This is a genomic window from Cognatishimia sp. SS12, assembly GCF_028369055.1.
Taxonomy (GTDB): Bacteria; Pseudomonadota; Alphaproteobacteria; order Rhodobacterales; family Rhodobacteraceae; genus Cognatishimia.
In genome coordinates this window covers 805,831-829,902 of sequence record NZ_JAQNCZ010000001.1, presented here as the reverse complement: position 1 = coordinate 829,902, position 24,072 = coordinate 805,831, and the positions used below count along the sequence as shown (strand labels likewise).

At 60.7% G+C, this 24,072-nt stretch carries 24 protein-coding genes; 12 read left to right on the top strand and 12 right to left on the bottom strand.

The window, feature by feature from the left end; translation table 11 throughout:
* The first annotated feature begins 31 nt into the window (after window positions 1-31).
* The 6 genes from ccmE to N6L24_RS04105 all read left to right on the top strand — a co-directional run bounded on the left by ccmE (window position 32) and on the right by N6L24_RS04105 (window position 5,083).
* Entirely contained in the window at window positions 32-487 is a 456-nt protein-coding gene (gene ccmE, locus N6L24_RS04130) for a cytochrome c maturation protein CcmE (RefSeq protein ID WP_271843363.1), read from the top strand.
* A gap of 105 nt (window positions 488-592) precedes the next feature.
* Entirely contained in the window at window positions 593-1,192 is a 600-nt protein-coding gene (locus N6L24_RS04125) for a holin-associated N-acetylmuramidase (RefSeq protein WP_271843362.1), read from the top strand.
* Window positions 1,183-1,704, top strand: a complete 522-nt coding sequence (locus N6L24_RS04120; RefSeq protein WP_271843361.1) for a holin family protein — start codon at window positions 1,183-1,185, stop codon at window positions 1,702-1,704. Before N6L24_RS04125 ends, N6L24_RS04120 begins: the two co-directional genes overlap by 10 nt.
* 74 nt (window positions 1,705-1,778) lie before the next feature.
* A complete protein-coding gene (locus N6L24_RS04115; protein WP_271843360.1) occupies window positions 1,779-3,755 on the top strand; it encodes a heme lyase CcmF/NrfE family subunit in 1,977 nt (658 codons plus the stop codon).
* Window positions 3,752-4,225 carry a cytochrome c-type biogenesis protein gene (locus N6L24_RS04110; protein ID WP_271843359.1) on the top strand — a complete coding sequence of 158 codons (474 nt, stop codon included), beginning with the start codon at window positions 3,752-3,754 and terminating at the stop codon, window positions 4,223-4,225. Before N6L24_RS04115 ends, N6L24_RS04110 begins: the two co-directional genes overlap by 4 nt.
* Window positions 4,226-4,291: 66 nt before the next feature.
* Entirely contained in the window at window positions 4,292-5,083 is a 792-nt protein-coding gene (locus tag N6L24_RS04105) for an enoyl-CoA hydratase-related protein (RefSeq protein ID WP_271843358.1), read from the top strand.
* On the opposite strand, the gene N6L24_RS04100 is transcribed toward N6L24_RS04105, so the two are convergent.
* The 3 genes from N6L24_RS04100 to gltX all read right to left on the bottom strand — a co-directional run bounded on the left by N6L24_RS04100 (window position 5,080) and on the right by gltX (window position 8,673).
* Window positions 5,080-5,712, bottom strand: a complete 633-nt coding sequence (locus N6L24_RS04100; protein ID WP_271843357.1) for a hypothetical protein — start codon at window positions 5,710-5,712, stop codon at window positions 5,080-5,082. The two genes, N6L24_RS04105 and N6L24_RS04100, sit on opposite strands and share 4 nt — an antisense overlap.
* Window positions 5,713-5,882: 170 nt before the next feature.
* The gene (gltA, locus tag N6L24_RS04095) at window positions 5,883-7,178 is read right to left on the bottom strand and encodes a citrate synthase (RefSeq protein WP_271843356.1); all 1,296 of its coding nucleotides are present in this window, start codon (window positions 7,176-7,178) and stop codon (window positions 5,883-5,885) included.
* A gap of 88 nt (window positions 7,179-7,266) precedes the next feature.
* Window positions 7,267-8,673, bottom strand: coding sequence for a glutamate--tRNA ligase (gene gltX, locus N6L24_RS04090; protein ID WP_271843355.1), 1,407 nt, complete (start codon window positions 8,671-8,673; stop codon window positions 7,267-7,269).
* 79 nt (window positions 8,674-8,752) lie between these two features.
* Between gltX and N6L24_RS04085 the strand changes: the two genes are divergently transcribed.
* Entirely contained in the window at window positions 8,753-10,924 is a 2,172-nt protein-coding gene (locus N6L24_RS04085; RefSeq protein ID WP_271843354.1) for a ComEC/Rec2 family competence protein, read from the top strand.
* On the opposite strand, the gene lexA is transcribed toward N6L24_RS04085, so the two are convergent.
* From lexA to N6L24_RS04050, 7 genes are all read right to left on the bottom strand, one after another.
* Window positions 10,921-11,634: a transcriptional repressor LexA gene (gene lexA, locus N6L24_RS04080; RefSeq protein WP_271843353.1), complete on the bottom strand. Its 714-nt coding sequence runs from the start codon at window positions 11,632-11,634 to the stop codon at window positions 10,921-10,923. The genes N6L24_RS04085 and lexA overlap by 4 nt on opposite strands.
* Before the next feature lie 89 nt (window positions 11,635-11,723).
* Window positions 11,724-12,899 carry a molybdopterin molybdotransferase MoeA gene (locus tag N6L24_RS04075; RefSeq protein ID WP_271843352.1) on the bottom strand — a complete coding sequence of 392 codons (1,176 nt, stop codon included), beginning with the start codon at window positions 12,897-12,899 and terminating at the stop codon, window positions 11,724-11,726.
* Window positions 12,896-13,393, bottom strand: coding sequence for a cyclic pyranopterin monophosphate synthase MoaC (moaC, locus tag N6L24_RS04070; protein ID WP_271843351.1), 498 nt, complete (start codon window positions 13,391-13,393; stop codon window positions 12,896-12,898). The genes N6L24_RS04075 and moaC overlap by 4 nt, the downstream gene beginning before the upstream one ends.
* Window positions 13,393-14,205: an indole-3-glycerol phosphate synthase TrpC gene (trpC, locus tag N6L24_RS04065; RefSeq protein ID WP_271843350.1), complete on the bottom strand. Its 813-nt coding sequence runs from the start codon at window positions 14,203-14,205 to the stop codon at window positions 13,393-13,395. Before trpC ends, moaC begins: the two co-directional genes overlap by 1 nt.
* Window positions 14,202-14,843, bottom strand: a complete 642-nt coding sequence (locus N6L24_RS04060; RefSeq protein WP_271843349.1) for a uracil-DNA glycosylase — start codon at window positions 14,841-14,843, stop codon at window positions 14,202-14,204. Before N6L24_RS04060 ends, trpC begins: the two co-directional genes overlap by 4 nt.
* 15 nt (window positions 14,844-14,858) lie before the next feature.
* Window positions 14,859-15,881 (bottom strand): anthranilate phosphoribosyltransferase, encoded by a 1,023-nt coding sequence (gene trpD, locus N6L24_RS04055; protein WP_271843348.1) that lies wholly within the window; start codon window positions 15,879-15,881, stop codon window positions 14,859-14,861.
* A complete protein-coding gene (locus tag N6L24_RS04050; RefSeq protein WP_271843347.1) occupies window positions 15,878-16,459 on the bottom strand; it encodes an anthranilate synthase component II in 582 nt (193 codons plus the stop codon). Before N6L24_RS04050 ends, trpD begins: the two co-directional genes overlap by 4 nt.
* 155 nt (window positions 16,460-16,614) lie before the next feature.
* Between N6L24_RS04050 and N6L24_RS04045 the strand changes: the two genes are divergently transcribed.
* The 5 genes from N6L24_RS04045 to N6L24_RS04025 all read left to right on the top strand — a co-directional run bounded on the left by N6L24_RS04045 (window position 16,615) and on the right by N6L24_RS04025 (window position 20,594).
* Window positions 16,615-18,051, top strand: a complete 1,437-nt coding sequence (locus tag N6L24_RS04045) for a polysaccharide deacteylase family 2 protein (protein ID WP_271843346.1) — start codon at window positions 16,615-16,617, stop codon at window positions 18,049-18,051.
* Between the two features lie 207 nt (window positions 18,052-18,258).
* Complete coding sequence (locus tag N6L24_RS04040) at window positions 18,259-18,708, top strand: hypothetical protein (protein ID WP_271843345.1); 450 nt, start codon at window positions 18,259-18,261, stop codon at window positions 18,706-18,708.
* Window positions 18,709-18,711: 3 nt separating this feature from the next.
* Window positions 18,712-18,930 (top strand): helix-turn-helix transcriptional regulator, encoded by a 219-nt coding sequence (locus N6L24_RS04035; protein ID WP_271843344.1) that lies wholly within the window; start codon window positions 18,712-18,714, stop codon window positions 18,928-18,930.
* 104 nt (window positions 18,931-19,034) lie between these two features.
* On the top strand, window positions 19,035-19,685 hold the full coding sequence (locus tag N6L24_RS04030; protein WP_271843343.1) for a class I SAM-dependent methyltransferase: 651 nt from the start codon (window positions 19,035-19,037) through the stop codon (window positions 19,683-19,685).
* Window positions 19,686-19,955: 270 nt separating this feature from the next.
* Window positions 19,956-20,594 (top strand): hypothetical protein, encoded by a 639-nt coding sequence (locus N6L24_RS04025; RefSeq protein ID WP_271843342.1) that lies wholly within the window; start codon window positions 19,956-19,958, stop codon window positions 20,592-20,594.
* 89 nt (window positions 20,595-20,683) lie between these two features.
* Here N6L24_RS04025 and trpE read toward each other — a convergent pair whose 3' ends face one another.
* Together trpE and N6L24_RS04015 are read right to left on the bottom strand one after the other, a co-directional pair.
* The gene (gene trpE, locus N6L24_RS04020) at window positions 20,684-22,195 is read right to left on the bottom strand and encodes an anthranilate synthase component I (RefSeq protein ID WP_271843341.1); all 1,512 of its coding nucleotides are present in this window, start codon (window positions 22,193-22,195) and stop codon (window positions 20,684-20,686) included.
* A 16-nt stretch (window positions 22,196-22,211) separates the two neighbouring features.
* Window positions 22,212-24,056 carry a peptidylprolyl isomerase gene (locus tag N6L24_RS04015; protein WP_271843340.1) on the bottom strand — a complete coding sequence of 615 codons (1,845 nt, stop codon included), beginning with the start codon at window positions 24,054-24,056 and terminating at the stop codon, window positions 22,212-22,214.
* Window positions 24,057-24,072: the final 16 nt, after the last annotated feature.

Genomic DNA, 24,072 nt, shown 5'->3' with positions numbered 1-24,072 from the left:
GGGCGGTGGCCACAAAACAAGGAGCGGGCACATGAAGGGCCTCAAAAAGAAACGTCGCATTCAGGTGATCATGGTTGCCGCAGTGGCGCTTGCACTGTCCACGGCGCTGATTGGGTATGCCATGCGCGACGGCATCAATTTCTTTCGCTCCCCCAGCCAAGTGATCGCGGAGCCGCCCGCCCCAAATGAAACCTTCCGCATCGGCGGCCTGGTGGAAGAGGGCAGCCTACAGCGCGGGCAAGGTGAAACCGTGACCTTCAATGTCACCGATGGCGGCGCAAGCGTGCCGGTGGCCTTTACCGGGGTGCTGCCCGATCTTTTTGAAGAAAATCAAGGTATGGTCGGCACCGGTCGTTACGTCAGTGGCGTTTTTCAAGCTTCTGAAATTCTTGCCAAACATGATGAGACATATATGCCTAAAGAGGTGATTGATGCCCTCAAGGAGCAGGGCGTTTATGTTGCGCCCGAAGGCGAAGACGCCAGTTGACGGGCGGCTCTGTTGCACCTGGCGCGTGCGCTGCGCTGGCCCTGCCTTAAGACCCAGGCGCGAGCCTTCTGACCTCAGCAAAACTGCAGCGAGGCCGGAGGGCATATGGACAGAATTCAAGCCATCGCAACAGAGATCCTCGCCCGTGAGGGCGGCTATGTGAATGATCCGGATGATCCGGGCGGGCCGACCAAATATGGCGTCACGCTTGCGACACTGCGCGCCGTGCGCGGGGATGACAGTCTGGGCGTGGCGGCGCTGCGCCGCTTGAGCAAAGCGCAGGCGATTGAGATTTTCATTCAGCATTATTACACCGCGCCGGGTATTGCGATCCTGCCCGAGCCACTGCAGCCCAGCGTCTTTGACATGTATGTCAATGCCGGGCGCAATGCGGTGAAAATCCTGCAGCGCCTGCTGGGGCAGATGGGCCAAAGCGTTGCGGTTGATGGGGTCATCGGCCCGCAGACGGCCCGCGCGGCGGCTGAGGCTGCCGCCCTTGCGCCGCATCATCTGGTGGATGCCTATGCCATTGCGCGGCGCAATTATTATCTGCGCCTGGCGGATCAGCGCGCGCCTTTGCGTAAATTTGCCCGCACCCGTGCGGGGGGCAAGGGCGGCTGGATCAAGCGCGCCGAAAGCTTCATGTCACAGCGCTATCATCTGTCGGAGGCTGAATTTAAGACGCGGGTGGCGGCATGGGGCTGATCGCGCGCGTTGTCGAATGGGTCTTTGGCGGCGGGCGCAATGTGCTACGCGACACCGCCGAGGTTTTTGTGGAAAACGCCGAGGCAGGCGCGGTACGAGAACAGGCGCGCGCGGCCGCTGCGATGGCGCAGTTTGGCGCAGAGTTCACCCCCGTCGCGCCGGGACCGCGCGGGCGGTTTGATCGGTTGATGGATGCGATCAACCGCCTGCCACGCCCCTTGATGGCGCTGGGGTGCTTGGGGCTGTTTGTAGCCGCCATGGTGGACCCGGTGTGGTTTGCGGCCCGGATGCAGGGTATCGCGCTGGTGCCCGAGCCGCTTTGGTGGCTTCTCGGGGTGATTGTCAGTTTTTATTTCGGCGCGCGGCATCAGATGAAAGGGCAGGAGTTTCAGCGCGCCATGGCAGAAAGCCTGCGGCGCTCTGCGGCTTTTGTCCCGCGCACCGAGGCCCCGATCATCATCGAAGACAACGCTGCGCTGATGGATTGGCAAAGACAGCGCGACGCGCCCTAGGGCGCGACAAAACGTGCCGCAACCGCACAACGATTTGAATTGGCCTTGCCGCGCGCCCGGCGTATAGCTGGACCATGTTAAACGAGCTTGGCCATTTCGCCCTGATCCTTGCCGCTTTCACCGCCGTGGTGCAAGCGATTGTCCCCTTGATTGGTGCCCAGAAACGCTGGGCAGGCTGGATGGCTCTGGCCGAGCCTGCGGCCATCACGCAATTTCTGCTGACCGCCTTTGCCTTTGGCGCGCTGACCCATGCCTTTGTGGTGTCAGATTTTTCGCTGCAGCTGGTGTATTTGAATTCGCATACGTTAAAACCGATGCTCTACAAGGTCAGCGGCGTCTGGGGCAATCACGAGGGCTCGATGCTGCTTTGGGTGCTGATCCTGACGTTGTTCGGGGCCTGTCTGGCGTGGTTTGGCGGGGCCTTGCCGCCCAGCCTGCGCGCGCGGGCATTGGCGGTGCAATCCAGCGTCGCGGTGGCGTTTTTCGCTTTTATCTTGCTGACCTCAAACCCATTTGTGCGCATGCAGGATGTGCCGTTTGACGGGCAGGGGCTGAACCCGCTGCTGCAGGATCCGGGCCTCGCCTTTCATCCGCCGTTTCTCTACCTTGGTTATGTCGGGCTGAGCCTGTCCTTTTCCTTTGCTGTTGCCGCCCTGATCGAAGGGCGCGTGGACGCCGCCTGGGGCCGCTGGGTGCGTCCTTGGACGCTGGCGGCGTGGATTTTCCTGACCATCGGCATCGCGCTTGGCTCTTGGTGGGCCTATTACGAATTGGGCTGGGGCGGTTTCTGGTTCTGGGACCCGGTGGAAAACGCCAGCTTTATGCCTTGGCTTTTGGCGGCGGCGCTGCTGCATTCGGCCATTGTGGTGGAGAAACGCGAAAGCCTGAAAAGCTGGACCATTCTGCTGGCCATCCTGGCCTTTGGGTTTTCGCTGATTGGCACCTTTATTGTCCGCTCCGGTGTGATCACCTCGGTGCATGCCTTTGCTAATGATCCGGAGCGTGGCGTGTTTATTCTGGCCATTCTTGCGATCTTTATGGGCGGGGCGCTGATACTGTTTTCGCTGCGCGCTGGCGCGATGGAGGCCAAGGGCATTTTCAGCATGGTCAGTCGCGAAACCGCGTTGATCCTGAACAATATCCTGTTGGCAGTCAGCTGCTTTGTGGTCTTTGTGGGCACGATCTGGCCGCTGGTGGCCGAGCTGGCGTTTGACCGCAAACTCAGCGTGGGGCCGCCGTTTTTCAACCTTGCCTTCACGCCCTTCATGGTGGCGCTCGGGGTGATCCTGCCGCTGGGGGCCATGTTGCCGTGGAAACGCGCCGCATTGGGCCGGATGGCCCGCAAGCTTTGGCCGGCGGCGCTGCTGGCGCTGGCGGTATTGGGGCTGATCTGGGCGATGCAAAGCGGGCGCAGCCTCTTGGGGCCGATTGGTCTGGCGCTTGGAGCCTGGGTGGTCATGGGCGCTGGGATCGACCTGATGGGCCGCACTGGGCGGGGGGCTTTGCCCGCGCGGCTGGCACGGCTACGCCGCCTGCCGGGGGCCGATTGGGGCAAGGCGGTCGCCCATGCGGGCCTCGGCATCACGATGCTGGGGGTCGCGGGGCTTACGGCCTGGGAGCAGGAAGATATTCGCGTGGCCTATATTGATCAGCCTTATCAGCTGGGGGCCTATACCTTTGTGTTGAAGGACGTGCGCGAGGCGCAGGGACCCAATTACCTGACCACAACGGCCGATGTCGATCTGTTGAAAGGCACGCGGTTCATCACGCGGCTTAATCCCGAAAAACGGGTCTATCCGGTTGCCGGCATGCCCACCACCGAGGCCGCGATTGATTATCGCCTGTGGCGCGATGTCTATGTGGTGATTGGCGATGCGCAGGCCGGTGGCGGCCATACGGTGCGCACCTATATCAAGCCGCTGACCAATTGGATCTGGATCGGCTGTACGCTGATGGCGCTCGGCGGGGTCTTGAGCCTTTTGGATCGCCGCTATCGTGTCGCGGCGGGGGCGCGCAAAGCCGCTGCCGCCGATGGGGTGGCCGCAGAATGAAACGCCTTGCCCTGATCCTGCTGCTGCTTGTGACGCCAGCCTATGCGGTGCAACCGGACGAAGTGCTGGATGATCCGTTGCTTGAGCTGCGCGCGAGAGAGATTTCCAAGAACCTGCGCTGTCTGGTGTGCCGCAACGAGAACATCGATGAAAGCAACGCCGATATCGCCCGCGACCTGCGCCTATTGGTGCGCGAGCGGCTGCTGGCGGGCGACAGCGACACCGATGTGATTGACTATATTGTTTACGGCATCCCCGGCGAATTTGCGGGCTATGGCGAATACGTGCTTTTGCGCCCGGCCACGGGGGGCAGCAACCTGCTTTTGTGGGCTGCGGGTCCAGCGATGCTGATCGTGGCCCTTGGGGTGGGGGGGGGCTATCTGCGCCGCCGTGCCAAGGCCCCGGCCCAGACCGAAGCAACCCTGACGGAAGCAGAAAAAGAGCGGCTCGCCGAAATCTTGAAAGATTGACGCGCGGTTGCCCTTCACATGGCGCGCAGAGCGCTTATCTTGACGCCAACAACATGTGAGGCCCCTATGGACTATCAAGCGATCACATTGGATGTGAACGACGGCGTTGCAGTGATAACGCTGAACCGCCCAGAAAAAATGAATGCGCTGAATGCGCAGATGCGGGCGGAAATCACCCATGCGGTGCGCGATATGTCCTTGCATGGGCAAGCGGCTGGTGTCCGTGTGCTGGTGATCACTGGCGCAGGTGCTGCGTTTTGCTCGGGTCAGGATCTTGGGGATGGCGGCAATGCCGCGACGCTGGATCTGGAGCGCACATTGCGCGATGAGTATACGCCCATGATCCGCGCGATTATGGAGTGTCCGCTGCCCACCATCGCTGCCGTCAACGGCGCGGCGGCGGGGGCGGGGGCCAATCTCGCGCTTAGCGCCGATGTGGCGATTGCCAGCTCGGACGCGGTGTTCATTCAGGCTTTTGCCCGCATTGGCCTTATTCCCGACGCGGGTGGCACCTATTTGCTGCCGCGTCAGATTGGCATGGCCAAGGCAATGGGCGCAGCCCTGTTCGCCGATACGATCAGCGCCAAACAGGCCGATGACTGGGGCATGATTTATGAACATGTGCCCACTGACAAATTTGCGGACCACTGGCGCGCCCGCGCCGCGCATCTGGCGGCAGGGCCGACCGCCACCTATGCGCGGATCAAAGAAGCCATGCGCGCCAGCTGGAACAACAATCTGGACAGCCAACTGGCCCATGAGGCCAAGCTGCAGGGGGCCTGCGGCAAGACCCGCGATTTTCAGGAGGGCGTCGTTGCGTTTCTTGAAAAGCGGCCTGCGAAATACGAAGGCCGCTAAGCCGCAGATGGTCTGCGCGCGGGGGTAATGCGGCGGATGTCGTCAGCGATGAGATAGCCGCCGGCATCCTTCACGCGCAGCACCTGATGTTCGCCCATCAGCACCAGCGCATCGCCGTTTGACATCGGCAGGATAGAAATGACGCCGCTATCCTCGCGCGCCTCAATCAGCAGCATTTCGCGCCCCAACCGGAAATCTTCGACTGGGATCGGGGCAAGGTGGCTTTGCGGCGGTGTCAGCACCTCGGCGCTGTCCATTTCAGCCAGGGTGTCAAACCCCGGCGCGGACTGCCGCCCTTTGAAATTGCGCACGCTGTAACTGCCGCCCCACGCCAGACCCAGCGTACCTGCAGCCGCGGTCTGCAGCGCGTGATCGCCCCAGACCTCGTGAAAGGCAGCTTCGGGGCCCTCGGCGCCCTGCAGCGCCTCTGCCGGGATAAGGTCCGGGAAAAGATCTGCGATTTCCTGATGGGCCTCTGCGGTTTGCGTGTCGCTCAGCGGGGCAAAGTCAAGCCGTTCAAGCGGGTCATCCTCCGCATGGTCTTCATCTTCGCTTTCGGCTTGGTGCATGCCAAAATCCCCCGCCAGATAGGCGAAGGCCGGCAGCAAAAGCAAAAGCAGAAATTCCATTCAGGCCCAACCCGTTGCGAAGTGGTCCTTTGATCTGTCGTGGTTGTGCCATGCAGGTCAAGGTTGAGAGGGCCGAAAAAAGGGCTGGCAACAGTTTGGCGCTAAAGTGGAAACAAAAAACGCACCCGGCGCAGGCCGGATGCGTTTGAAAATTGGGTATGAAAGCCGGCTTACCGGTCTTCGATATTCACATAGTTGCGCTCGGTCGAGCCAAGGTACAGCTGACGCGGGCGACCGATTTTGTTTTGCGGATCGCCGATCATCTCTTTCCACTGCGAGACCCAGCCGACCGTGCGGCTCAGCGCAAAGATCGGTGTGAACATAGAGGTCGGGAAACCCATCGCTTCCAGGATGATCCCGGAATAGAAATCCACATTCGGGAACAGTTTCTTTTCCACGAAATACGGATCATTGAGCGCGGTTTGCTCCAGCTCTTTGGCGACCTGCAGCAGCGGGTTGTCTTCAACGCCCAGCAGCTCCAGCACTTCGTCGGCGGATTGCTTCAGAACTTTGGCGCGCGGGTCGGTGTTTTTATAGACGCGGTGGCCAAAGCCCATCAGGCGGAACGGATCGTTCTTGTCCTTGGCGCGGGCGATGAATTCCGGGATGCGATCTGGTGTGCCGATCTCTTTCAGCATTTCGAGGCAAGCCTGGTTTGCGCCGCCATGTGCCGGACCCCAAAGGCAGGCGATGCCCGCAGCGATACAAGCAAATGGGTTCGCGCCAGAGGAGGACGCCAGACGAACAGTCGACGTCGAGGCGTTTTGCTCGTGGTCCGCATGCAGCGTAAAGATGCGGTCCATCGCGCGCGACAGGATTGGGTTCACTTGGTAATCTTCGGCAGGCACAGAGAAACACATGTGCAGGAAGTTCGCGGCATAATCCAAATCATTGCGCGGATACACAAACGGCTGACCGATCGAATATTTATAGGCCATTGCCGCGATGGTCGGCAGTTTTGCAATCAGGCGGATCGCAGCCACTTCGCGCTGCCATGGGTCACTGATGTCAGTGGAGTCGTGATAGAAGGCCGACATCGCGCCAACCACACCCACGAGGGTGGCCATTGGGTGCGCGTCGCGGCGGAACCCGCGGAAGAAGTTGTGCATTTGCTCATGCACCATCGTGTGACGGGTCACGCGGGTTTCGAAATCTTCGAGCTGGGCCGCTGTTGGCAGTTCGCCATAAAGCAGCAGATAGCACACTTCGAGGTAATGGGATTGGGACGCCAACTGGTCAATCGGATAGCCGCGGTGCAGCAGCTCGCCTTTGTTGCCATCAATAAAGGTGATGGTCGAATCGCAGGACGCGGTCGAGGTAAAGCCGGGGTCATAGGTGAACACGCCCGCCTGCGCATAAAGCTTGCGGATATCAACAACATCAGGCCCGGCTGTGGGCGAGAAGATCGGCAGTTCATAGGTGGCGCCATCAATGGAGAGCGTCGCAGATTTGGTACTGTCGGTCATAAGTTTCCCTTCCTCTAATTGCCGTGGGCACAGGTCGCCGCTGGCACGTGTCAGTGCCATAGGAAAAAGGGCAAAACTGCCCAGATCCCTATGAAGTTTGCGCTGCCTCCTCAAGCCGGGCGAGGGATTCCTCGCGGCCGAGAACCAGCATCATGTCAAATACACTTGGCGTCACCGCTCGCCCGGCAAGCGCGGCCCGAAGCGGGCCAGCCATCTTGCCGAATTTGATCTCCCTCTCATCTGCGAAAGAGTTGGTGACAGCCTCAAGCCCGTCTCGCGTCCAGCTAGCATTTTGCAGCTGCGGCGTCAATTCTTTCAGTATACCACGGGATACATCGTCAAGATTTTTTGCGGCTTTCTCGTCAGGCTCAATTGGGCGAGATGCTGTGATAAATTCCGCTTTTTCAAGAAGTTGCGGGAATGTCTTTGCGCGATCTTTTAGGCAATACATCCCCTCAAGCATTTTGCTCGCCGTGGCGTCATCCAGCGCAATTTGGCCACTTGCCGCCAGATAGCCCTGCAATTCATGCAGCAGTGCGGCATCGTCCATAACAGCGATATGCTGCCCGCAGATATTTTCCAGCTTTTTAAAGTCAAACCGCGCCGGGGCTTTGCCGATCCCGTCCAGGTCAAACCACTCTTGCGCCTGTGCATCGTTGAAAAATTCGTCATCGCCATGGCTCCAGCCCAGGCGCGCAAGGTAGTTGCGCATGCCCGCAGCCGGATAGCCCATCGCCTGATATTCCTGCGCGCCCGTGGCCCCGTGGCGTTTGGACAGTTTCTTGCCATCCGGCCCGAAAATCAGCGGGATATGCGCCCAAACCGGCACATCCCAGCCCATGGCGTCATAGATCATCATCTGCCGCGCCGCGTTGTTCAGGTGGTCATCGCCACGAATGACATGGGTGACGCCCATATCGTGGTCATCCACAACCACAGCCAGCATATAAACCGGCGTGCCATCAGAGCGCAGCAGTACCATGTCATCCAGCTGATCATTTCGGATGCGCACATCCCCCTGCACCTGATCCTTGATCACGGTTTCACCCTCAAGCGGGGCCTTGATGCGCACCACATAAGGCGCGTCAGGATGGGTTTCAGGGGCCGCATCGCGCCATGGGCTGCGATAAAGCGTTGATTTGCCCTCGGCGCGCGCGGCCTCGCGGAAGGCCGCGATTTCCTCTTGCGTGGCAAAACATTTATAGGCTTTGCCGTCTGCCAGAAGCTGCTGCGCCACCTCGGCATGGCGCGCCGCGCCGTCAAATTGGCTGATCACATCGCCATCAAAATCCAGGCCAAGCCATTCCATGCCCTGCAGGATCGCGGCTGTTGCCTCAGGGGTGGAGCGCTCGCGGTCCGTGTCCTCGATACGCAGCAGGAACTTGCCGCCGCGCCCGCGGGCATAAAGCCAGTTGAACAGCGCGGTGCGCGCGCCACCGATGTGCAGAAATCCGGTGGGCGAAGGGGCGAAACGGGTGACAACGGTGCCGGGCATTGCGGGCATAACCTTTCGGTAACGAGAATTGAGCTAATGTTGCCGCCTGTCTAGCGGCCCCTCTGAAAGAGAACAAGGCTTGCACATATCCGCCGGTTTGAAATCTGCCATTCTGGCCCAGGATGGCGCGTTATTCCCTTGGGTGCCTGTTGCCTTTGGGTGCGGAATTGGCGTGTTTTTTGCACTGGATGCGCCGCCGAGTGGCACCGCCCGCGCGGCACTGAGCCTGCTTTTGATGGCTTGCATCGTTCTGGCGTGGCGGCTGCATGTGGCGCGCTGGTTTGCGCTTGCCTGTGCCATTGGCCTGGCCGGGTTTCTCTGGATGGATTTGCGCAGCGATTATGTGAACGCGCCGCGTCTTGCCAAACCTTATTATGGCGCGGTCAGTGGGCGGGTGGTTTTGGTGGATCGCAGCGCCGCGGGCACGCTGCGCCTGACTCTAGAAAATCCGGTGATGGCCGGGCAGCCCCCGGCGCAAACACCACACAGGCTGCGGTTTTCCATGCAAGCGGCGCAATCGTTTCTGTCGCCCCGTGCCGGGCAATTTGTGAGCGCGACGGTCTGGATGGCCCCGCCCAGTGGCGCGGTGGAGCCGGGCGGTTTTGATTTTCAGCGCCATGCCTATTTTTCGCGGATTGGCGCGACGGGATATAGCCGCGTGCCGGTCTTGGCGCTGCGCGCGCCGCGCGCCGGCCCCTCGGTCGCCGGGCTGCGGCAGGGCATTACGGACCATATTCTGACCCAGCTTGCGCCGCGGCTTGGCGGGGTGGCGGCGGCGTTGATGACCGGGGATCGCAGCGGCATTCTGCCCAAGGATCTGCGCGCGTTGCGGCGCAGCAACCTGGCGCATTTGCTGGCGATTTCGGGCCTTCATATGGGGTTGCTGGCCGCTGTCAGCTTTGCGGCCGCGCGCTTTGGGCTTTGCCTTATGTCCGGCGTGGCGCTGCGCCACCCGGTAAAACGCTATGCGGCGATTGTCGCGCTGATGGTGGCCACGGGCTATCTGTTGCTCTCCGGGGCCAGCATTGCCACGCAGCGCGCCTATATTATGGCGCTTGTTGCGCTGGTGGCGGTCCTGCTTGAGCGGCAGGCGTTTTCGATGCGCGCCCTTGCGGTGGCAGCGCTGATCGTATTGGGTGTGCGCCCAGAAAGCCTGCTCAGCGTGGGCTTTCAAATGTCCTTTGCCGCGACCGGCGCTTTGATTGCGGTGTTTGAGGCGCTGCGTCATCTGCCGTTGCAGCGCGCCCATTGGGTGTTTCGCTGGGCCGCCGGGGTGGTCGTGTCTTCGGCGGTTGCCGGGTTGGCCACGGCGCCGTTTTCGGCGGCGAGCTTCAATATTCTGGTGCCCTTTGGGCTTCTTGCCAACCTCTTGGCGGTGCCAATGATGGGGCTTTTGGTGATGCCGGCCGCTTTGGCGGCGCTCTTGCTGTGGCCCTTGGGGCTGTCCTTTGTTGGGTTCTGGGTCATGGGGCTTGGGCTGCGCTGGATTTTGGGGGTCGCCCATTGGGTGTCCGGTCTGGAGGGCGGGCTGCGGCACGTGCCCGCGCCGCCAGCTGCGGCGATGCTGGCGCTGTGCTTTGGTTTTCTGGTACTGCTACTCTGGCAGGGGCGTGGCCGTTGGCTTGGGGGCGGGGTGCTTTTGATGGCCCTGGTCGTTTGGGCCAATAGCCCGCGTCCCGATCTGCTGATAGCTGAAAATGGTCGCCTCGTGGGGCTGATGACCCCGGAAGGTCGCGCGCTGAGCCGTAGCCGGGGGCAGGGTTTTATTGCCGCGGCCTGGCTGCAAAATGACGGTGATGCTGCGCACCAAGAGGTCGCCGCCGCGCGGCTGACCTCTTTGCGCGATGATATTTATGTGGTCCCACTCCCCATCATGCAGCCTGCACATTCCCTCGCCCAGCCCGCAGATCACGCGGCCCCGCGCCATGGGCACGCGCTGCTTTGGCATGTGAGCAACAAGGCAGAGCTTGCGATTATGTTGGAAATGCTCGCCCGCGAGGGCTGCCGCCCGGGGGATATCATCGTTTCGGCGCTGCCGTTTGGGAGGGGCGCAGATCCTGCGCTGGCCAGATCCCTTGCAAAGTGCCGGATATTTGACGCAGACAGCCTGGCGCGCACCGGGGCTCTTTCGGTCAGCATCAGATCACCCGAAAAAGCCGAGTGGCTGCGCGCCGATGGGGCAGGCGGGCGGTATCCCACGCCCTATATCATCCGGCAGAGTCGCAGCGCCCGGCGCTGGCATCAGCCTTAATAGCTGCGAATCAAACCAACCAGACGACCTTGCACCTTGACCAGGTCATCGGGAAAAACGCGGGTTTCATAAGCGGGGTTCGCCGCCTCCAGCGCGATGGAGGAGCCATTGCGACGGAAGGTTTTCAAGGTCGCTTCCTCATCCTCGATCAGCGCAACAACGATATCGCCATTCTGCGCGGTCTGGGTTTCGCGAATAATCACCACATCGCCATCGTTGATGCCCGCTTCGATCATCGAATCGCCTTTGACCTCAAGCGCGTAATGCGGCTTGCCGCCAGACAACATTTGGCCGGGCACCGCCACATGGTGATGGACATGGCTGATCGCCTCAATCGGAACGCCGGCAGCAATGCGGCCCATGACCGGCAATTCGCGGGCATAGACCTGCACCTCTTCCGGGGTGACATTGGCCGGTTTCGCGGGCGAGGGGTGCGGCCCATCAATCACCTTGGGCGCAAAGCCGCCCATGGGTTTGGCCGGGGCGGCGCCCATGCCCTCAGGCAATTTGACGATCTCAATCGCGCGGGCCCGGTGGGCAAGGCGGCGGATAAATCCGCGTTCTTCCAAAGCGGTGATCAGGCGATGAATGCCAGATTTGGAGCGCAGATCGAGCGCATCTTTCATTTCATCAAAACTCGGGGGCACCCCGTCCTTTTGCAAACGGGTGTGGATAAACGCCAAAAGGTCGCGCTGTTTCTTGGTCAGCATCTGCTCGCCTCCGCCAATAACTCTGGCTTTGTTCTAGTCTTGTTCTTGTTTTGTGTCAACTGTTTGGGGTTTGTTCCCCAAATTCATCGTTAAATTTCGATGTAATCCACCATGGTCCCGGCCGGGACGGCGGGTGCCGAAGGGGGGCGGATGACCAGAACATTGGCCGAGGACAAAACACTGAGCAAAGAGCTGTCCTGCTGGGCGGCGAGAGACACGGCGCCCTCTGTCAGCGTGCCGCGCATGTAATGCTCGCGCGGGCCATTGGCCGCGAGATCGGCCGCCAGCGGCGCGCGGCGGCGGGGGGCGGGGCCCATCGGCAGGCCAAGGAAGCCGCGCAGCACCGGGGCGAGGAACACATGGCCACAAACCATGGCTGAGACCGGATTGCCCGGCAGTCCCACCATCATCGCGCCGCTTTTCAGCCGACCGGCCATCAGGGGTTTGCCGGGGCGCATGGCCACCTTGTAAAAACTGCGCGCCATCCCAAGATCTGCTGCGACTTTGCCCACCAGATCATGATCGCCAACCGATGCACCGCCGATGGTCACAACCAGATCCGCATCAGCGGCCAATTCAAATGCCATCTCTAGGCTGGGCTGCGTGTCGCGGGCAATCGGCAACATGCGCGGCGCAGCGCCCAGATCACGAAGCAACGCGGCGAGCCCAAAGGTGTTGGACACCATGATCTGATCCGGGCCTGGGGTGCCGCCGGGCATCACCAGTTCATCGCCGGTTGAGATCAGCGCCACAGTGGGCCGCCGCGATACGGTGACGGCCGGAATGTTCATCGCGGCGAGCAGAGCGATATCAGCCGGGCGCAACAGGCGCGGCGCGGTCAATGCGCTGCCATCGGCAAAATCAACGCCGCGCGGACGGATGTGGTGGCCCTGATCCAGAGTGTCGCCGAGGGTGATGGTGTCGCCATCGCGGCTGACATCTTCTTGGATGATCACCCGGTCCGTCCCTGCGGGCACCGGCGCGCCGGTGAAAATTCGCACGGCTTGCCCTGCGCCAACGGTGTCGGCGAAACCATGCCCTGCCGCGCTTTCGCCGATCACTGTCAGGCGCGCGCCGGGCACGGCCTCTGCATTTTTGACCGCATAGCCATCCATGGCAGAGCCATCAAAGGGCGGTTGATCACGCCGCGCCACAGCGTCGGCACGCAGCACCCGGCCATTGGCCTTGGCAAGGGGCACCTCTTCGGTGCCCACCGTGGTGACAAGCTGAAAGAGCTGATCCAGCGCGGCGCTGACAGGAATCATGACGCTTCAAATCGGCCGGATTTGCCGCCGTCTTTCAAAGTGACGCGAATGCCGCCGATCTCCATATGTTTGTCGACAGCTTTTGTCATGTCATAGACGGTCAGGGCGGCGACATTCACGGCGGTCAGCGCCTCCATCTCAACCCCGGTCTGGCCGGTGGTCTTGACGGTTGCAGAAATGCGCACGCCCGGCAGATCTGCATCGAGCGTCAGATCAACCGAAACTTTTGTGATCGGCAACGGATGGCACAGGGGGATCAGCGTGCTGCACTGTTTGGCCCCCATGATCCCGGCCAACTGCGCCACGGCCAGAACGTCGCCCTTTTTGGCGCGGCCTTCGGAAATGATATCAAAGGTTTGTTGCGCCATCTTAATGTGGCCTTCGGCGGTGGCGATACGCGCTGTGACCGCCTTTTCGGACACGTCGACCATATGCGCTTCACCCTTGGCGTCAAAATGCGTCAGATCGCTGGGGCTGGGCGTTTTCTCGGCCATTACATGCCACCCGGCATCAGCGGATCAGCCAGCAGTGCGCGGGTGGCAGCGGTGACATCCTCTTGGCGCATCAGGCTTTCGCCGATCAGGAAACTGCGCGCGCCGTAGCGGGCCATATCCGCCAGATCCGCCGGAGTGCTGAGCCCGCTTTCGCAGACAATCAGACGATCGGCGGGCACTTGTTTTGACAGCGTGCGCGTGGTGTCCAGCGTGGTTTCAAAGGTCTTGAGGTTGCGGTTGTTGATGCCCATCAGCGGTGATTTGAGGCGGCTTGCGCGCGCCAGCTCTTCGGCGTCATGCACCTCAAGCAGCACATCCATACCCCATTCAAACGCGGCGCTTTCCAGCTCTTGGGCCTGCGCGTCGGACACCGAAGCCATGATAATCAAAATGCAATCGGCCCCAAGCGCGCGCGCTTCGGCGACCTGATAGGTGTCATACATGAAATCCTTGCGCAGGGCGGGCAGCGCAGTGGCCTCGCGCGCCTGTACCAAAAACTCTTTGGCCCCCTGAAAGCTGGGGGTGTCTGTCAGGACCGACAGACAGGTCGCGCCACCATCTTCATAGGCTTTCGCCAATTCGGGCGGATTGAAATCTTCGCGAATAAGCCCTTTGGAGGGGCTGGCTTTTTTGACCTCGGCGATCAGGCCATAGCCTTCGCGGCTGGCTTTCATCATCGCATCGGCAAAACCGCGCGTCGGGCTGGCAGCCTGGGCCTCTGCTTCGACTTCGCTATAGGGTTTGGCGGCTTTGTCGGCGGCAACCTCTTCCAGCTTATAGGCTTTGATTTTGTCCAGAACGGTGGCGGTCATTGTGCGGTCCAGTCGATTTGCGGCTGGCCACGGGCGGCGAGCCAATTATTAATACGTGAAAACGGGCGCGACCCGAAAAAGCCCCGCCGCGCCGAAAGCGGTGACGGATGGGCCGTTTCTATCATCAAATGATTGCCCGGGTGAATATGCTTGGCAAGACTCTGTGCTTGTTTTCCCCAAAGAACATAAGCCGTTGGCCGTTTTGACGTGGCGGCAAGCACCTGATGCGCCAAGGCCTGCCATCCCAGCGCCTTATGTCCATTGGCTTCGCCCGCCGGCACGGTCAACACGGTGTTAAGCAGCAGCACCCCCTGACGAGCCCATCCGCGCAGGTCCCCGGTTTTGGGCACCGCGCCAAGATCGTCCTGCAGTTCCTTGAATATATTGCCAAGGCTGCGGGGCAATGGCGTCACATCCGGGGCCACCGAAAACGCCAGACCATGGGCATGGCCCGGTGTTGGATAGGGGTCTTGGCCCAAGATCACCACGCGGGTTTGATCGGGTGGGCAGGCCGCAAGCGCGGCAAAACGGTGGGGCGCAGGCGGCAGAATATCGCGGCGGTCTGCGGCCAGCGCGGCTTGGATCGCGGGCCAATTGGTGTCAAAGAACGGCAGATGCGCCCAAGCCTCAGGGATCATAAAGCGACCTGCCAATCAGGCGGCGCTGCAGGTGATCTTAGCCAGGCACGCAAGCTTGGCCTTGGCTTTGCCAGAGGCGATGCTGTCCTTGGCGATTTCCACCCCGGTTTTCAGATCCGGCGCGGCATCAGCCACAACCAGCGCGGCGGCCGAGTTGAGCAGTACCGCGTCGCGATAGGCCCCTTCGGCCCCATCGAGCACAGCGCGCAAAGCTTTGGCGTTATGTTCGGGCGTGCCGCCCACCGTCTCGTCAAACGGGTGCACCGGCAGGCCAGCCTCTTCGGGGTGCAGTTCAAAATCATGCACGCTGCCGTCTGTTTCCAAGGCCGAGACATAGCTGACGCCGGTGATCGTCAGCTCATCAGTACCGTCTGAGCCATGCACCAGCCACGCACGTTCCGACCCAAGCTGGCCCAGGGTTTCGGCCATGGGCCTGATCAATTCGCGTGAAAATGCGCCTGTCAGTTGCCGTTTGACGCCCGCTGGGTTGGTCAGCGGGCCAAGGATGTTGAAAATTGTGCGGGTGCCCAGCTCAAGCCGGGTGGGCATCACATGTTTGATCGCCGGGTGGTGCATCGGGGCCATCATGAAGCCCACGCCGCAGTCAGTGAGTGCCTGTTCCACAACCTCAGCCCCGACCATGACATTGATGCCCAGTTCGCTTTGCACATCGGCGGTGCCGGATTTGCTGCTGGCCTTGCGGTTGCCATGTTTGGCCACCGGCACGCCGGCGCCCGCGACCGTAAAGATCGACGCGGTGGAAATATTCAGCGTGTGTTTGCCCGACCCGCCAGTGCCAACGATATCAATCGCGCCTGCAGGCGCTTTCACCGGCACACATTTGGCGCGCATCACGGCCGCCGCCGCGGCATATTCATCCACGGTTTCACCGCGCGTGCGCAGTGCCATCAGAAAACCGCCAATCTGGCTGGGGGTTGCATCGCCGTTGAACAGAATCTCAAAGGCTTCACCGGCCTCTGCCCGGCTCAGCGGGCCTTTGGCGGCGGCATCAATCAGCGGTTTCAGCGCGTCGCTCATGCTGGCACCTTCATCAGATCAAGGAAGTTTTTCAGCATCGCGTGCCCATGTTCTGAGGCAATGGATTCCGGGTGGAATTGGCAGCCTTGGATGGGCAGTTCTTTGTGTTGCAGCCCCATGATGGTGCCGTCCTCAAGCTCGGCGGTGATCTCAAGGCAGTCGGGCAGTGTCTCACGCTCGACAATCAGCGAATGATAGCGCGTCGCCTCAAACGGTGTCGGCAGGCCTTTGAAGAGGCCTTTGCCGTGGTGATGCATGGTGCCCATCTTGCCATGCACAACCTCATGGCAACGCACCACATTGCCGCCAAAGGCCTGGCCGATGGACTGATGCCCAAGGCAGACGCCCATCAGCGGGGTCTTGGTTTCGGCGGCGGCTTCGATCAATGACAGGCAGATGCCGGCTTCATTTGGTGTGCAGGGACCGGGGGACAGCAGAATCCCCTCGGGTTTCAGGCCCATGGCGTCCTGCGTGGTCAGGGCGTCATTGCGCCAGACCTTCACGTCGGCCCCCAGCTCGCCCAAATAATGCACGAGGTTATAGGTAAAGCTGTCGTAATTATCGATCAGAAGCAGCATGGCACCACACTTTATGTTGTCATCGTAAGAACAGGGTATTAACCCCGCCCATGGTCGCGGTATACATGGACAGGCTTGGCCCAGAGGGTCAAGAGGCGGGGGCAGCCGCCAGACGAAAAAAGGCCAGCGCAACGCTGAAATCTGAGGGCAAGAGCATGCTACGTGGAATTTTGACCGGGTTGATCTTTGGCGGAGTGGTGGGGCTTGTGGTTGCGGCGGTCCTGTCTTTGTTATCCCCTTTGCCCGCCACGTTGGAACGGCCACTGGCAGAAAGCCCCTCAGCAAGCCAACCTGCAGCGCCCGCAAACGTTGATGTGCCCGGCGGCTCGCAAACCGATGCCCCGGTTGAGGCAGACGTTGTGGCGCAGGCACCAGCGCCGGCCACAGGGCGTGATTCTGCCCCGAATGCTGATCGTGCCCCTGCGCCCAAACCGCAGCCCGGTGCGCCCGAGGCGGGGGCCTTGACGCCCGCACCCATTGGCGAGGCCCCGGCCACGGTACAAGATGACGTGCCTGTGTTGCCCAGCCCGCAGGCCCAGCCGATCACCGCACCCGGCGCGGAAAATGAACCTTCGATTTCTGTCGACCCGGCCCAACCGCAGAGCCCGGCAACACCGGAAACTGCCGGTTTTGGTGCGCCCGAGCCGACGCCTGCGCCCCGTGCCCCCACCGGCGAGGGCGAAGCAGCGCGCGGCACAGCGCCAAAGCAACAGGATACGCCGATTACGGCAGATGCCGCGCCCGAAGTGGATACCACTGCACCAGAGGCGATTGCCGCGCTTGAGGGCGGCGCATTGCTGAAACCGGCGCAAGACCTGAGCGATGCGTTCCCCCAGCGCACCTCGTCGCGGCTGCCCCGCATTGGGGATGCCCCCGAGACAGAGGCTGTTGAGGCTGTGACTGCGCCAGAGGCCATGCCCCTGCGTGATTTTGCGCAGGCTTTTGATTATGACGGCGAAAAACCTTTGATGTCGGTCTTGCTGCTGGATGACCCTGACAGTCTGGTTGATCTGGCGACGCTGGCGGATTTTCCCATCGCGCTGAGCGTGGCCATTGATGCATTGCACCCTGAGGCGGCGGCGCGCGCGGCGGCCTATCGCGGGTTTGGCATTGAGGTGTTTTCCGTTGTGAACCTGCCACAGGGTGTTTCTGCCAGCGAGATCGAAGTGAACCTGGCCGGGCAGCTCGCTGCCGTGCCCCAAGCGGTGGGGCTGCTGGAGGGGCTTGAGACTGGCCTACAGGAAAGCCGCGCCGTCGCAGAACAGGTGATTGCCTATGCCGGGCAAAGTGGCCATGGGCTGGTTTTGCAGCCGCAGGGGCTGAATACCGCGCAGAAACTTGCGGTGCGCGAAGGCGTGCCTGCGCTTACGGTGTTTCGCGATTTTGACAGCAAGGGGCAGACCGAAGTGGTGATGCGCCGCTTTCTGGATCAGGCAGCGTTTAAGGCGCGGCAAAGTTCTGGTGTGGTGATGATGGGGCGGCTTCAGCCGATCACCATTCAGGCGCTGGCCAGCTGGGCGCTGCAGGATCGCGCCAGCACGGTGGCCATCGCGCCGGTATCAGCGCTGCTGCTGGCACAGCAAGACGGCTGATCCGCCGACCGGCGCGGGCTTCCTACAGAGAATTTGAGTCGTCAACGATAAGCGGTCGCCGCCACATGTCGTTGATTTCATTTGCAAAGATCTTTGTGCCGTCTTGGTGTGTATGAAATATTTGACACTAGGTATAATAAATCTTACTTTGAGTCGAAATTATCAGACACCCGTGCCGTCCGCGGCACCCCGTGAAGGAACTTAAAAATGACCTACCAAGATCGAAATAACGTGGTCTCGATCCTCGTGAATTTGCTGACCAGCAGCTATGTCATCCTGCGCCTGCTAGAGATGAGCGCGGCTGGTCAATTTGACGGGCCGGACGCGGTGAATGTCTGGGCGCGGATGGTGATCTGGGTGATCCCGATCAGCATTGCCGCAACCATTGTCGGCACCATTGTGTTTAACATTCTCTGGGCCATCTTCACCGGCACGGCCAAACCCAGTTTTGTTGTCGATGAAAGAGACAAACTCTTTGATCGCCGCGCGATTTTCGCGATTGTCGTTTGCGCCGGGGTGGGGTTTATCTCTTCGGTGATTGCGCTGGCGATGGGCAGCACGGCGCTTGTCGGCTTTAACATTATCTATTTTGCGATGGCGCTTGGTTCTTTTGGGGCCGATATGGTGAAGTTCATCAGCTATCGCCGGGGCTACTAAGACATGGGTAAACTGAAAATCACCAATCAGATCAGACGCCTGCGGTTTGATGCGGATGAGATGACCCAAAAAGATCTGGCCGAGCGGGTGGGGGTGACACGCCAGACCATCGTGGCCATTGAAAACGCGAAATATTCACCGACGCTGGAACTGGCGATCCTGATTTCGCGGGTGTTCAACAAACCTCTGGAAGAGGTGTTTGACATTCAAGACGCCACCTAACTGACCGCCGCCGCACCGATTACCGATCAATTTACCCGAGACCGCAGTTTTGCGCATGGCGCGGCTGTGCCCGGGAAAGATTTGCCAAAATTAGGAGCTTTGACATGCTACTGTCTCCCACGTTTTTCTGGAACAAAATGGCGCGCGGCTATGCGCGCAGCCCGGTTGCGGATCAATCCGCTTATGAACACAAGCTTGCCGTTACCGCGAGCCACCTGAAACCCACGGATCGCCTGCTGGAGTTTGGCTGCGGCACAGGCACCACAGCGCTGATCCACGCGCCGCGCGTGGCCCATGTGGATGCCATTGATTTTTCCAGCGAGATGATCGCGATTGCCAAGGAAAAGGCCTGGGATCAAAGCTGCCGCAGGGTGAATTTTGCGGTCGCTGCCATCGAAGATTGGCCGATCCCAGATGCGGGCGCGGCCTATGATGTGGTCTTGGGCATGTCGATCCTGCATCTGGTGAAAGATGTGAACCAAACGCTGACGCGGGTGAATCAGATGCTGAAATCAGGGGGGCTGTTCTTTTCCTCCACCGTTTGTCTTGGCGAAATGCGTGGCCTTGGGCGGGTGTTCTGGCCTGCGCTGGGGCACACTGGCCTGATCCCCAAGCTCCATCCGTTTCGCATCGCGCAATTGAAAGACCACATCACTGCCCATGGGTTTCGGATCGAAACTGACTGGCGACCAGAGAAACCCGGCTCGGTCTTTTTGGTGGCGCGCAAAGTCGATGAATGTGTTGAAGGGGCCTAGCTTAGCTTCTGCTGCGCGGGCAGCCCCCCAAGGCCCGTATCATGGCTGAGCGGCAAGCCGCGGCTGACATAAGAAGAAAACCGCCCGCGATCCGGGTCAAAAGCGCCCAAAATGGCCATGATATTGAATATCAAGACCACTCTCGCCTAACTGAACCCCAGGTAATGGCCAAACGCGCTGCGCAGAATCACAAAGATCTGCCGCGCGTGAAACCGGCGGGGGGCACAGCCAAGACACGCCGCCGCATCAAAATGAATGAAGGATGAGACCATGAAAATTCTGGTAACGGCAGCGGCATCGCTGCTGATCGCATCGCAGGCGTTTGCGGGGAGCTATCAGACGCGCTGCACAACCACCTCGGTGCCCTATCAGGCCACCGTAAAAGGCGGCCAACCTGAAAAGGTCATCGGCGGTGCGCTGATTGGCGGCGTCATCGGCAAAGTTGTCACCGACAAAAACGCCGGGGCCGCTGCGGGTGCCGTGATTGGCGGCGTTGTGGGGCATGAGAACAGCCGCCGCACGGTCACGCGCTATAAGGACGTTGAGACCTGCAAGAACGTCTATGTCCCCGCGCGCATCAACGACCGCGCGCGGCTTGAAAACGCGATCTTTGATCTGAACGCGGGCCGTTCGGTCAGCAAAGAGCTGGTCAAAGACGTGCAGTACACCATCGGCGTATCCCAGGATGGCAAATGGGGCCCCAAATCGCGCCGCGCCGCTGACAACTATCTGGGCGTGCGCCCCGCCAGCCTGCGCCCCGTGATTGAGCGCCCGGCCGCGCCGCTTTATTCGCTGATCGTCAATGATGTGCTGATTCACAGCACCGATGATGTCGATGAGGTCCAGGATATGCAGGTCGCCCTGCTTGAGGCGGGCGTGACGTCTAATATTCTGGTGGACTCCAACTAAGCCGCCACGGCGCGAGAACTGACACGGAAAAAAGAAAAGGCGCGGCAGGGAATACTGCCGCGCCTTTAATACTTGCGTAGATATGGCCGCTATCCGTTGCCAAAATCTTCGAAACGTCCTGCGTCTTCGGCGGCATGGCGGATGGCGTTGGATTTATGCACCGTCTCCATGTATTCGGCTTCTGGGTCGCTGTCATAGACCACGCCGCCGCCAGCCTGCACATAAAGCTTTTCGTCTTTGACGATTGCGGTGCGCAGGGCGATGCACATATCCATGTCGCCCCCGGCGCTGAAATAGCCGACACCGCCGCCATAAACGCCGCGCTTTTCCGGCTCAAGTTCGTCGATGATTTCCATTGCGCGCACCTTGGGGGCCCCGGATACCGTGCCTGCGGGCATGCCAGAGAAAAACGCACTCAGCGCATCTTGATCCTCGGCCAGCTCGCCCACGACATTGGAAACGATGTGCATGACGTGGCTGTAGCGCTCGATCACGAATTCTTCGGTCGGGCGCACCGTGCCGATCTTGCTGACCTTGCCAGTGTCATTGCGCCCCAGATCCAGCAGCATCAGGTGCTCGGCCAGCTCTTTCTTGTCGGCCAGCAGGTCTGCTTCATTGGCGCGGTCCTCTTCGGGAGTGGCCCCGCGCGGGCGGGTGCCTGCGATGGGGCGAATGGTGACTTCATTGCCAAAGACACGCACCAGAATTTCCGGGCTGGCCCCAATCACCTGATAGCCGCCAAAATTGAAATAGAACATGAAGGGCGACGGGTTCGTGCGCCGCAACGACCGATAAAGCGCAAAGGGCGGCAGCGGGAAATCATGTGTCCAGCGCTGCGCCGGGACCACCTGAAAGATATCGCCGGCGCGGATGTAATCCTTGGCTTTTTCAACGGCGGCTTTGTAGCCTTCTTTGGTGAAATTGCTCACCGGTTCGCCGACCGATTTCGCATCACCCATTTCGCGCGCCGCTTGCGGCAGGGCGCGTTCCAGATCGCGTACAGCATCCATCACCCGCTCAGCAGCCTGGGCATAGGCGGCGCGGGCGGATTGCCCCTCCGTGACCCAGGCGGGGGAGACCACGGTCACTTCGCCTTTGACCCCGTCCAACACGGCAACCACAGACGGGCGCATCATGCAGGCGTCCGGCAGGCCCAGGGGATCCGGGTTCACATTTGGCAGATGCTCAACCAGGCGGATCATGTCATAGCCCAGAAACCCGAACAGACCGGCCGAGGCCTGCGGCAGATCATCGGGCAGGTCAATTTTGCTTTCTTCGATGAGCGCGCGCAGGTTGGCCAGCGGATCACCCGGCTGCGCGTCAAAGCTTTCGCTGTCAAAACGTGCGTTGCGATTGATGCGGCTGGCTTTGTCATGGCACTGCCAGATCAAGTCAGGCTTCATCCCGATGATCGAATACCGCCCGCGGACTTCGCCGCCGGTGACAGACTCAAGCATGAAGGCATCCCGTTTTGCGCCGGTCAGCTTCAGCATCAGGGAAACAGGGGTATCCAGATCAGCGGCCAAGCGGGTGTAAACCACCTGATTTTTGCCCGCCTCATAGGCGGTTTCAAAGGCGTCAAAAGACGGGATCAAAGCCACGGGTCAGCCTTTCGGGTTACTGCAGTTGCGCGTGGACAGCCGCCAGCGCGTGTTGGTCAATTTCGATGTCAGCCGCTGCGCGGATGTGGTTGGAATAGGCCTGGAAAATATCCTGCGCGAGCGCTTGCGCGCTTTGCTGCGCCACAAGGTTCGCCAGGGTGGCGTTTTCAGGGTTTTCCATATCCGCTGGGGCAATCGCGTCCAGCTCAATCACAAAGCTACGCCCATCGACATTCAGCGTGCGCACCTCGCCCTCGGTCATCTCAAAGACGGTGTCGAGCAAGGCTTCGGGGGCGTCCGGCACAAAGCCGCCGCGCGTCAGCTGCTGTTCGGTAAAGACCGGCAGACCCAGCGCAATGATGTCGGTGCCCGCGTTCATTTCAGCCACGATCGCATTTGCCTGCGCGCTCAGCGCCACGTTCAGCGCATCCTGCTGCCAAGCGGCCTGAACCTCATCCTTGATCGCGTCAAAGGGGGCAGGGGCCGCGTCGGTTGTGCCATCAAGGCGCAGGGCATAGATACCGCCATCTTCCAGCTGTTCGATCTGCGGGAAATCCTCTTCGGTCACGGTTTGCGCCACTTGGCGGAAGCCCGCGTAGCCGGCAATATCCTCGTCCGATCCTGCGTGGAAATTGATGGTGCCCAGCTCCATGTCGGTTTCTGCGGCCACGTCCTCAAGCGAGGCACCACCGGCCAAGAGATCGTCGATGTCGTTGATCTGCGCGTCAATCACACGGCGCGCACGATCCAGTGCCAGTGCGTCACGCAGCTGCGGCAGAGCCTCTTCGAAGCTGACATTTTGCGCCTCCAGCACCGCATTCACCCGGAACAGCGCCGGGCCAAGATCGGTTTGGATCGGGCCGACAACTTCGCCAGTTTCGGCAGCAAAGACCGGCACAGACGCGTCGCTCAGCTCGTCGGCGCTAAGATCGCCCAGATCCACATCCGCAAGGGTCAGACCGCGCGCCTCGACCAGATCCTCAAACGAGGTTTCACCGGCCGTAACATCCGCCAAGGCATTGGCCGCTTCTTCGCTGGTTCCGAACACCAGGCGCTCGACCAGCCGCCGCTCTGGTTGGTTGAATTCAGCATCGCGTGCGTCATATTCGGCCTTCAGCGTGGCGTCGTCGATCTCAACGCTGTCAATCAGCATGGACGGCACCAGCGCCACATAGGTGATGTCGCGGGTGGCCGGACGCATGAAAGCTTCGATATTTTCATCATAGAAGGTCTTGAGCGTGGCCTCATCCGCAGTGCCGATTTCGGTTTCCAGCTGCGCTTCGCCCAGGATTGCCATGGTAAAACTGCGTTGCTCGCCCAGATAGGCCAGCAGGGCATTGGCGTAGGTGCGTGGCATTTCAACGCCGCCCACAATCGCGCTTTGCAGCAAGCCGCGCGCCGCATCTTCGCGCAGGGAATTTTCAAATTCGGTTTCGTTCATACCCGAATTTTGCAGCGCAAACCGATAGGCTTCGCGGTCAAAACTGCCATCCAGCGATTGAAAGGCCGGGATCGACAACACTTCGCGTCGCAGGTTTTCATCCCCCATCGACAGGCCAAGCCGTTCGGCTTCGGCGTCCAGCGCGCGTTCTGCCACCAAAGTGCCCAGAATTTGACGATCCAGACCAAAGGCCTGCGCCTGCGTGAATGTGATGCGCTGCCCGGTTTGGGCCTGAAGCGCAGACAGTTGATCCTGCACCGCGCGATAATAGGCATCAATTTCGATGTCCTTGCCATCGACGCTGCCGACGCTTTGCACCGCGCCGCCGAGATTGGTGATGCCAAAGCCGCCAAGGCCGAAAATCAGCAGGCCCATCAGCACCCACATCAGTGATTTGGAAATTGATCTTTTCTCGGACATGCGGCCCCCTTGGCTG

Excerpts from the sequence above, each read along its gene's own strand:
- ccmE (WP_271843363.1), top strand. The coding sequence starts at position 32 with ATGAAGGGCCTCAAAAAGAAACGTCGCATTCAGGTGATCATGGTTGCC.
- N6L24_RS04125 (WP_271843362.1), top strand. The coding sequence starts at position 593 with ATGGACAGAATTCAAGCCATCGCAACAGAGATCCTCGCCCGTGAGGGC.
- N6L24_RS04120 (WP_271843361.1), top strand. The coding sequence starts at position 1,183 with ATGGGGCTGATCGCGCGCGTTGTCGAATGGGTCTTTGGCGGCGGGCGC.
- N6L24_RS04115 (WP_271843360.1), top strand. The coding sequence starts at position 1,779 with ATGTTAAACGAGCTTGGCCATTTCGCCCTGATCCTTGCCGCTTTCACC.
- N6L24_RS04110 (WP_271843359.1), top strand. The coding sequence starts at position 3,752 with ATGAAACGCCTTGCCCTGATCCTGCTGCTGCTTGTGACGCCAGCCTAT.
- N6L24_RS04105 (WP_271843358.1), top strand. The coding sequence starts at position 4,292 with ATGGACTATCAAGCGATCACATTGGATGTGAACGACGGCGTTGCAGTG.
- N6L24_RS04100 (WP_271843357.1), bottom strand. The coding sequence starts at position 5,712 with ATGGAATTTCTGCTTTTGCTTTTGCTGCCGGCCTTCGCCTATCTGGCG.
- gltA (WP_271843356.1), bottom strand. The coding sequence starts at position 7,178 with ATGACCGACAGTACCAAATCTGCGACGCTCTCCATTGATGGCGCCACC.
- gltX (WP_271843355.1), bottom strand. The coding sequence starts at position 8,673 with ATGCCCGGCACCGTTGTCACCCGTTTCGCCCCTTCGCCCACCGGATTT.
- lexA (WP_271843353.1), bottom strand. The coding sequence starts at position 11,634 with ATGCTGACCAAGAAACAGCGCGACCTTTTGGCGTTTATCCACACCCGT.
- N6L24_RS04075 (WP_271843352.1), bottom strand. The coding sequence starts at position 12,899 with ATGATTCCTGTCAGCGCCGCGCTGGATCAGCTCTTTCAGCTTGTCACC.
- moaC (WP_271843351.1), bottom strand. The coding sequence starts at position 13,393 with ATGGCCGAGAAAACGCCCAGCCCCAGCGATCTGACGCATTTTGACGCC.
- trpC (WP_271843350.1), bottom strand. The coding sequence starts at position 14,205 with ATGACCGCCACCGTTCTGGACAAAATCAAAGCCTATAAGCTGGAAGAG.
- N6L24_RS04060 (WP_271843349.1), bottom strand. The coding sequence starts at position 14,843 with ATGATCCCTGAGGCTTGGGCGCATCTGCCGTTCTTTGACACCAATTGG.
- trpD (WP_271843348.1), bottom strand. The coding sequence starts at position 15,881 with ATGAGCGACGCGCTGAAACCGCTGATTGATGCCGCCGCCAAAGGCCCG.
- N6L24_RS04050 (WP_271843347.1), bottom strand. The coding sequence starts at position 16,459 with ATGCTGCTTCTGATCGATAATTACGACAGCTTTACCTATAACCTCGTG.
- N6L24_RS04045 (WP_271843346.1), top strand. The coding sequence starts at position 16,615 with ATGCTACGTGGAATTTTGACCGGGTTGATCTTTGGCGGAGTGGTGGGG.
- N6L24_RS04040 (WP_271843345.1), top strand. The coding sequence starts at position 18,259 with ATGACCTACCAAGATCGAAATAACGTGGTCTCGATCCTCGTGAATTTG.
- N6L24_RS04035 (WP_271843344.1), top strand. The coding sequence starts at position 18,712 with ATGGGTAAACTGAAAATCACCAATCAGATCAGACGCCTGCGGTTTGAT.
- N6L24_RS04030 (WP_271843343.1), top strand. The coding sequence starts at position 19,035 with ATGCTACTGTCTCCCACGTTTTTCTGGAACAAAATGGCGCGCGGCTAT.
- N6L24_RS04025 (WP_271843342.1), top strand. The coding sequence starts at position 19,956 with ATGAAAATTCTGGTAACGGCAGCGGCATCGCTGCTGATCGCATCGCAG.
- N6L24_RS04015 (WP_271843340.1), bottom strand. The coding sequence starts at position 24,056 with ATGTCCGAGAAAAGATCAATTTCCAAATCACTGATGTGGGTGCTGATG.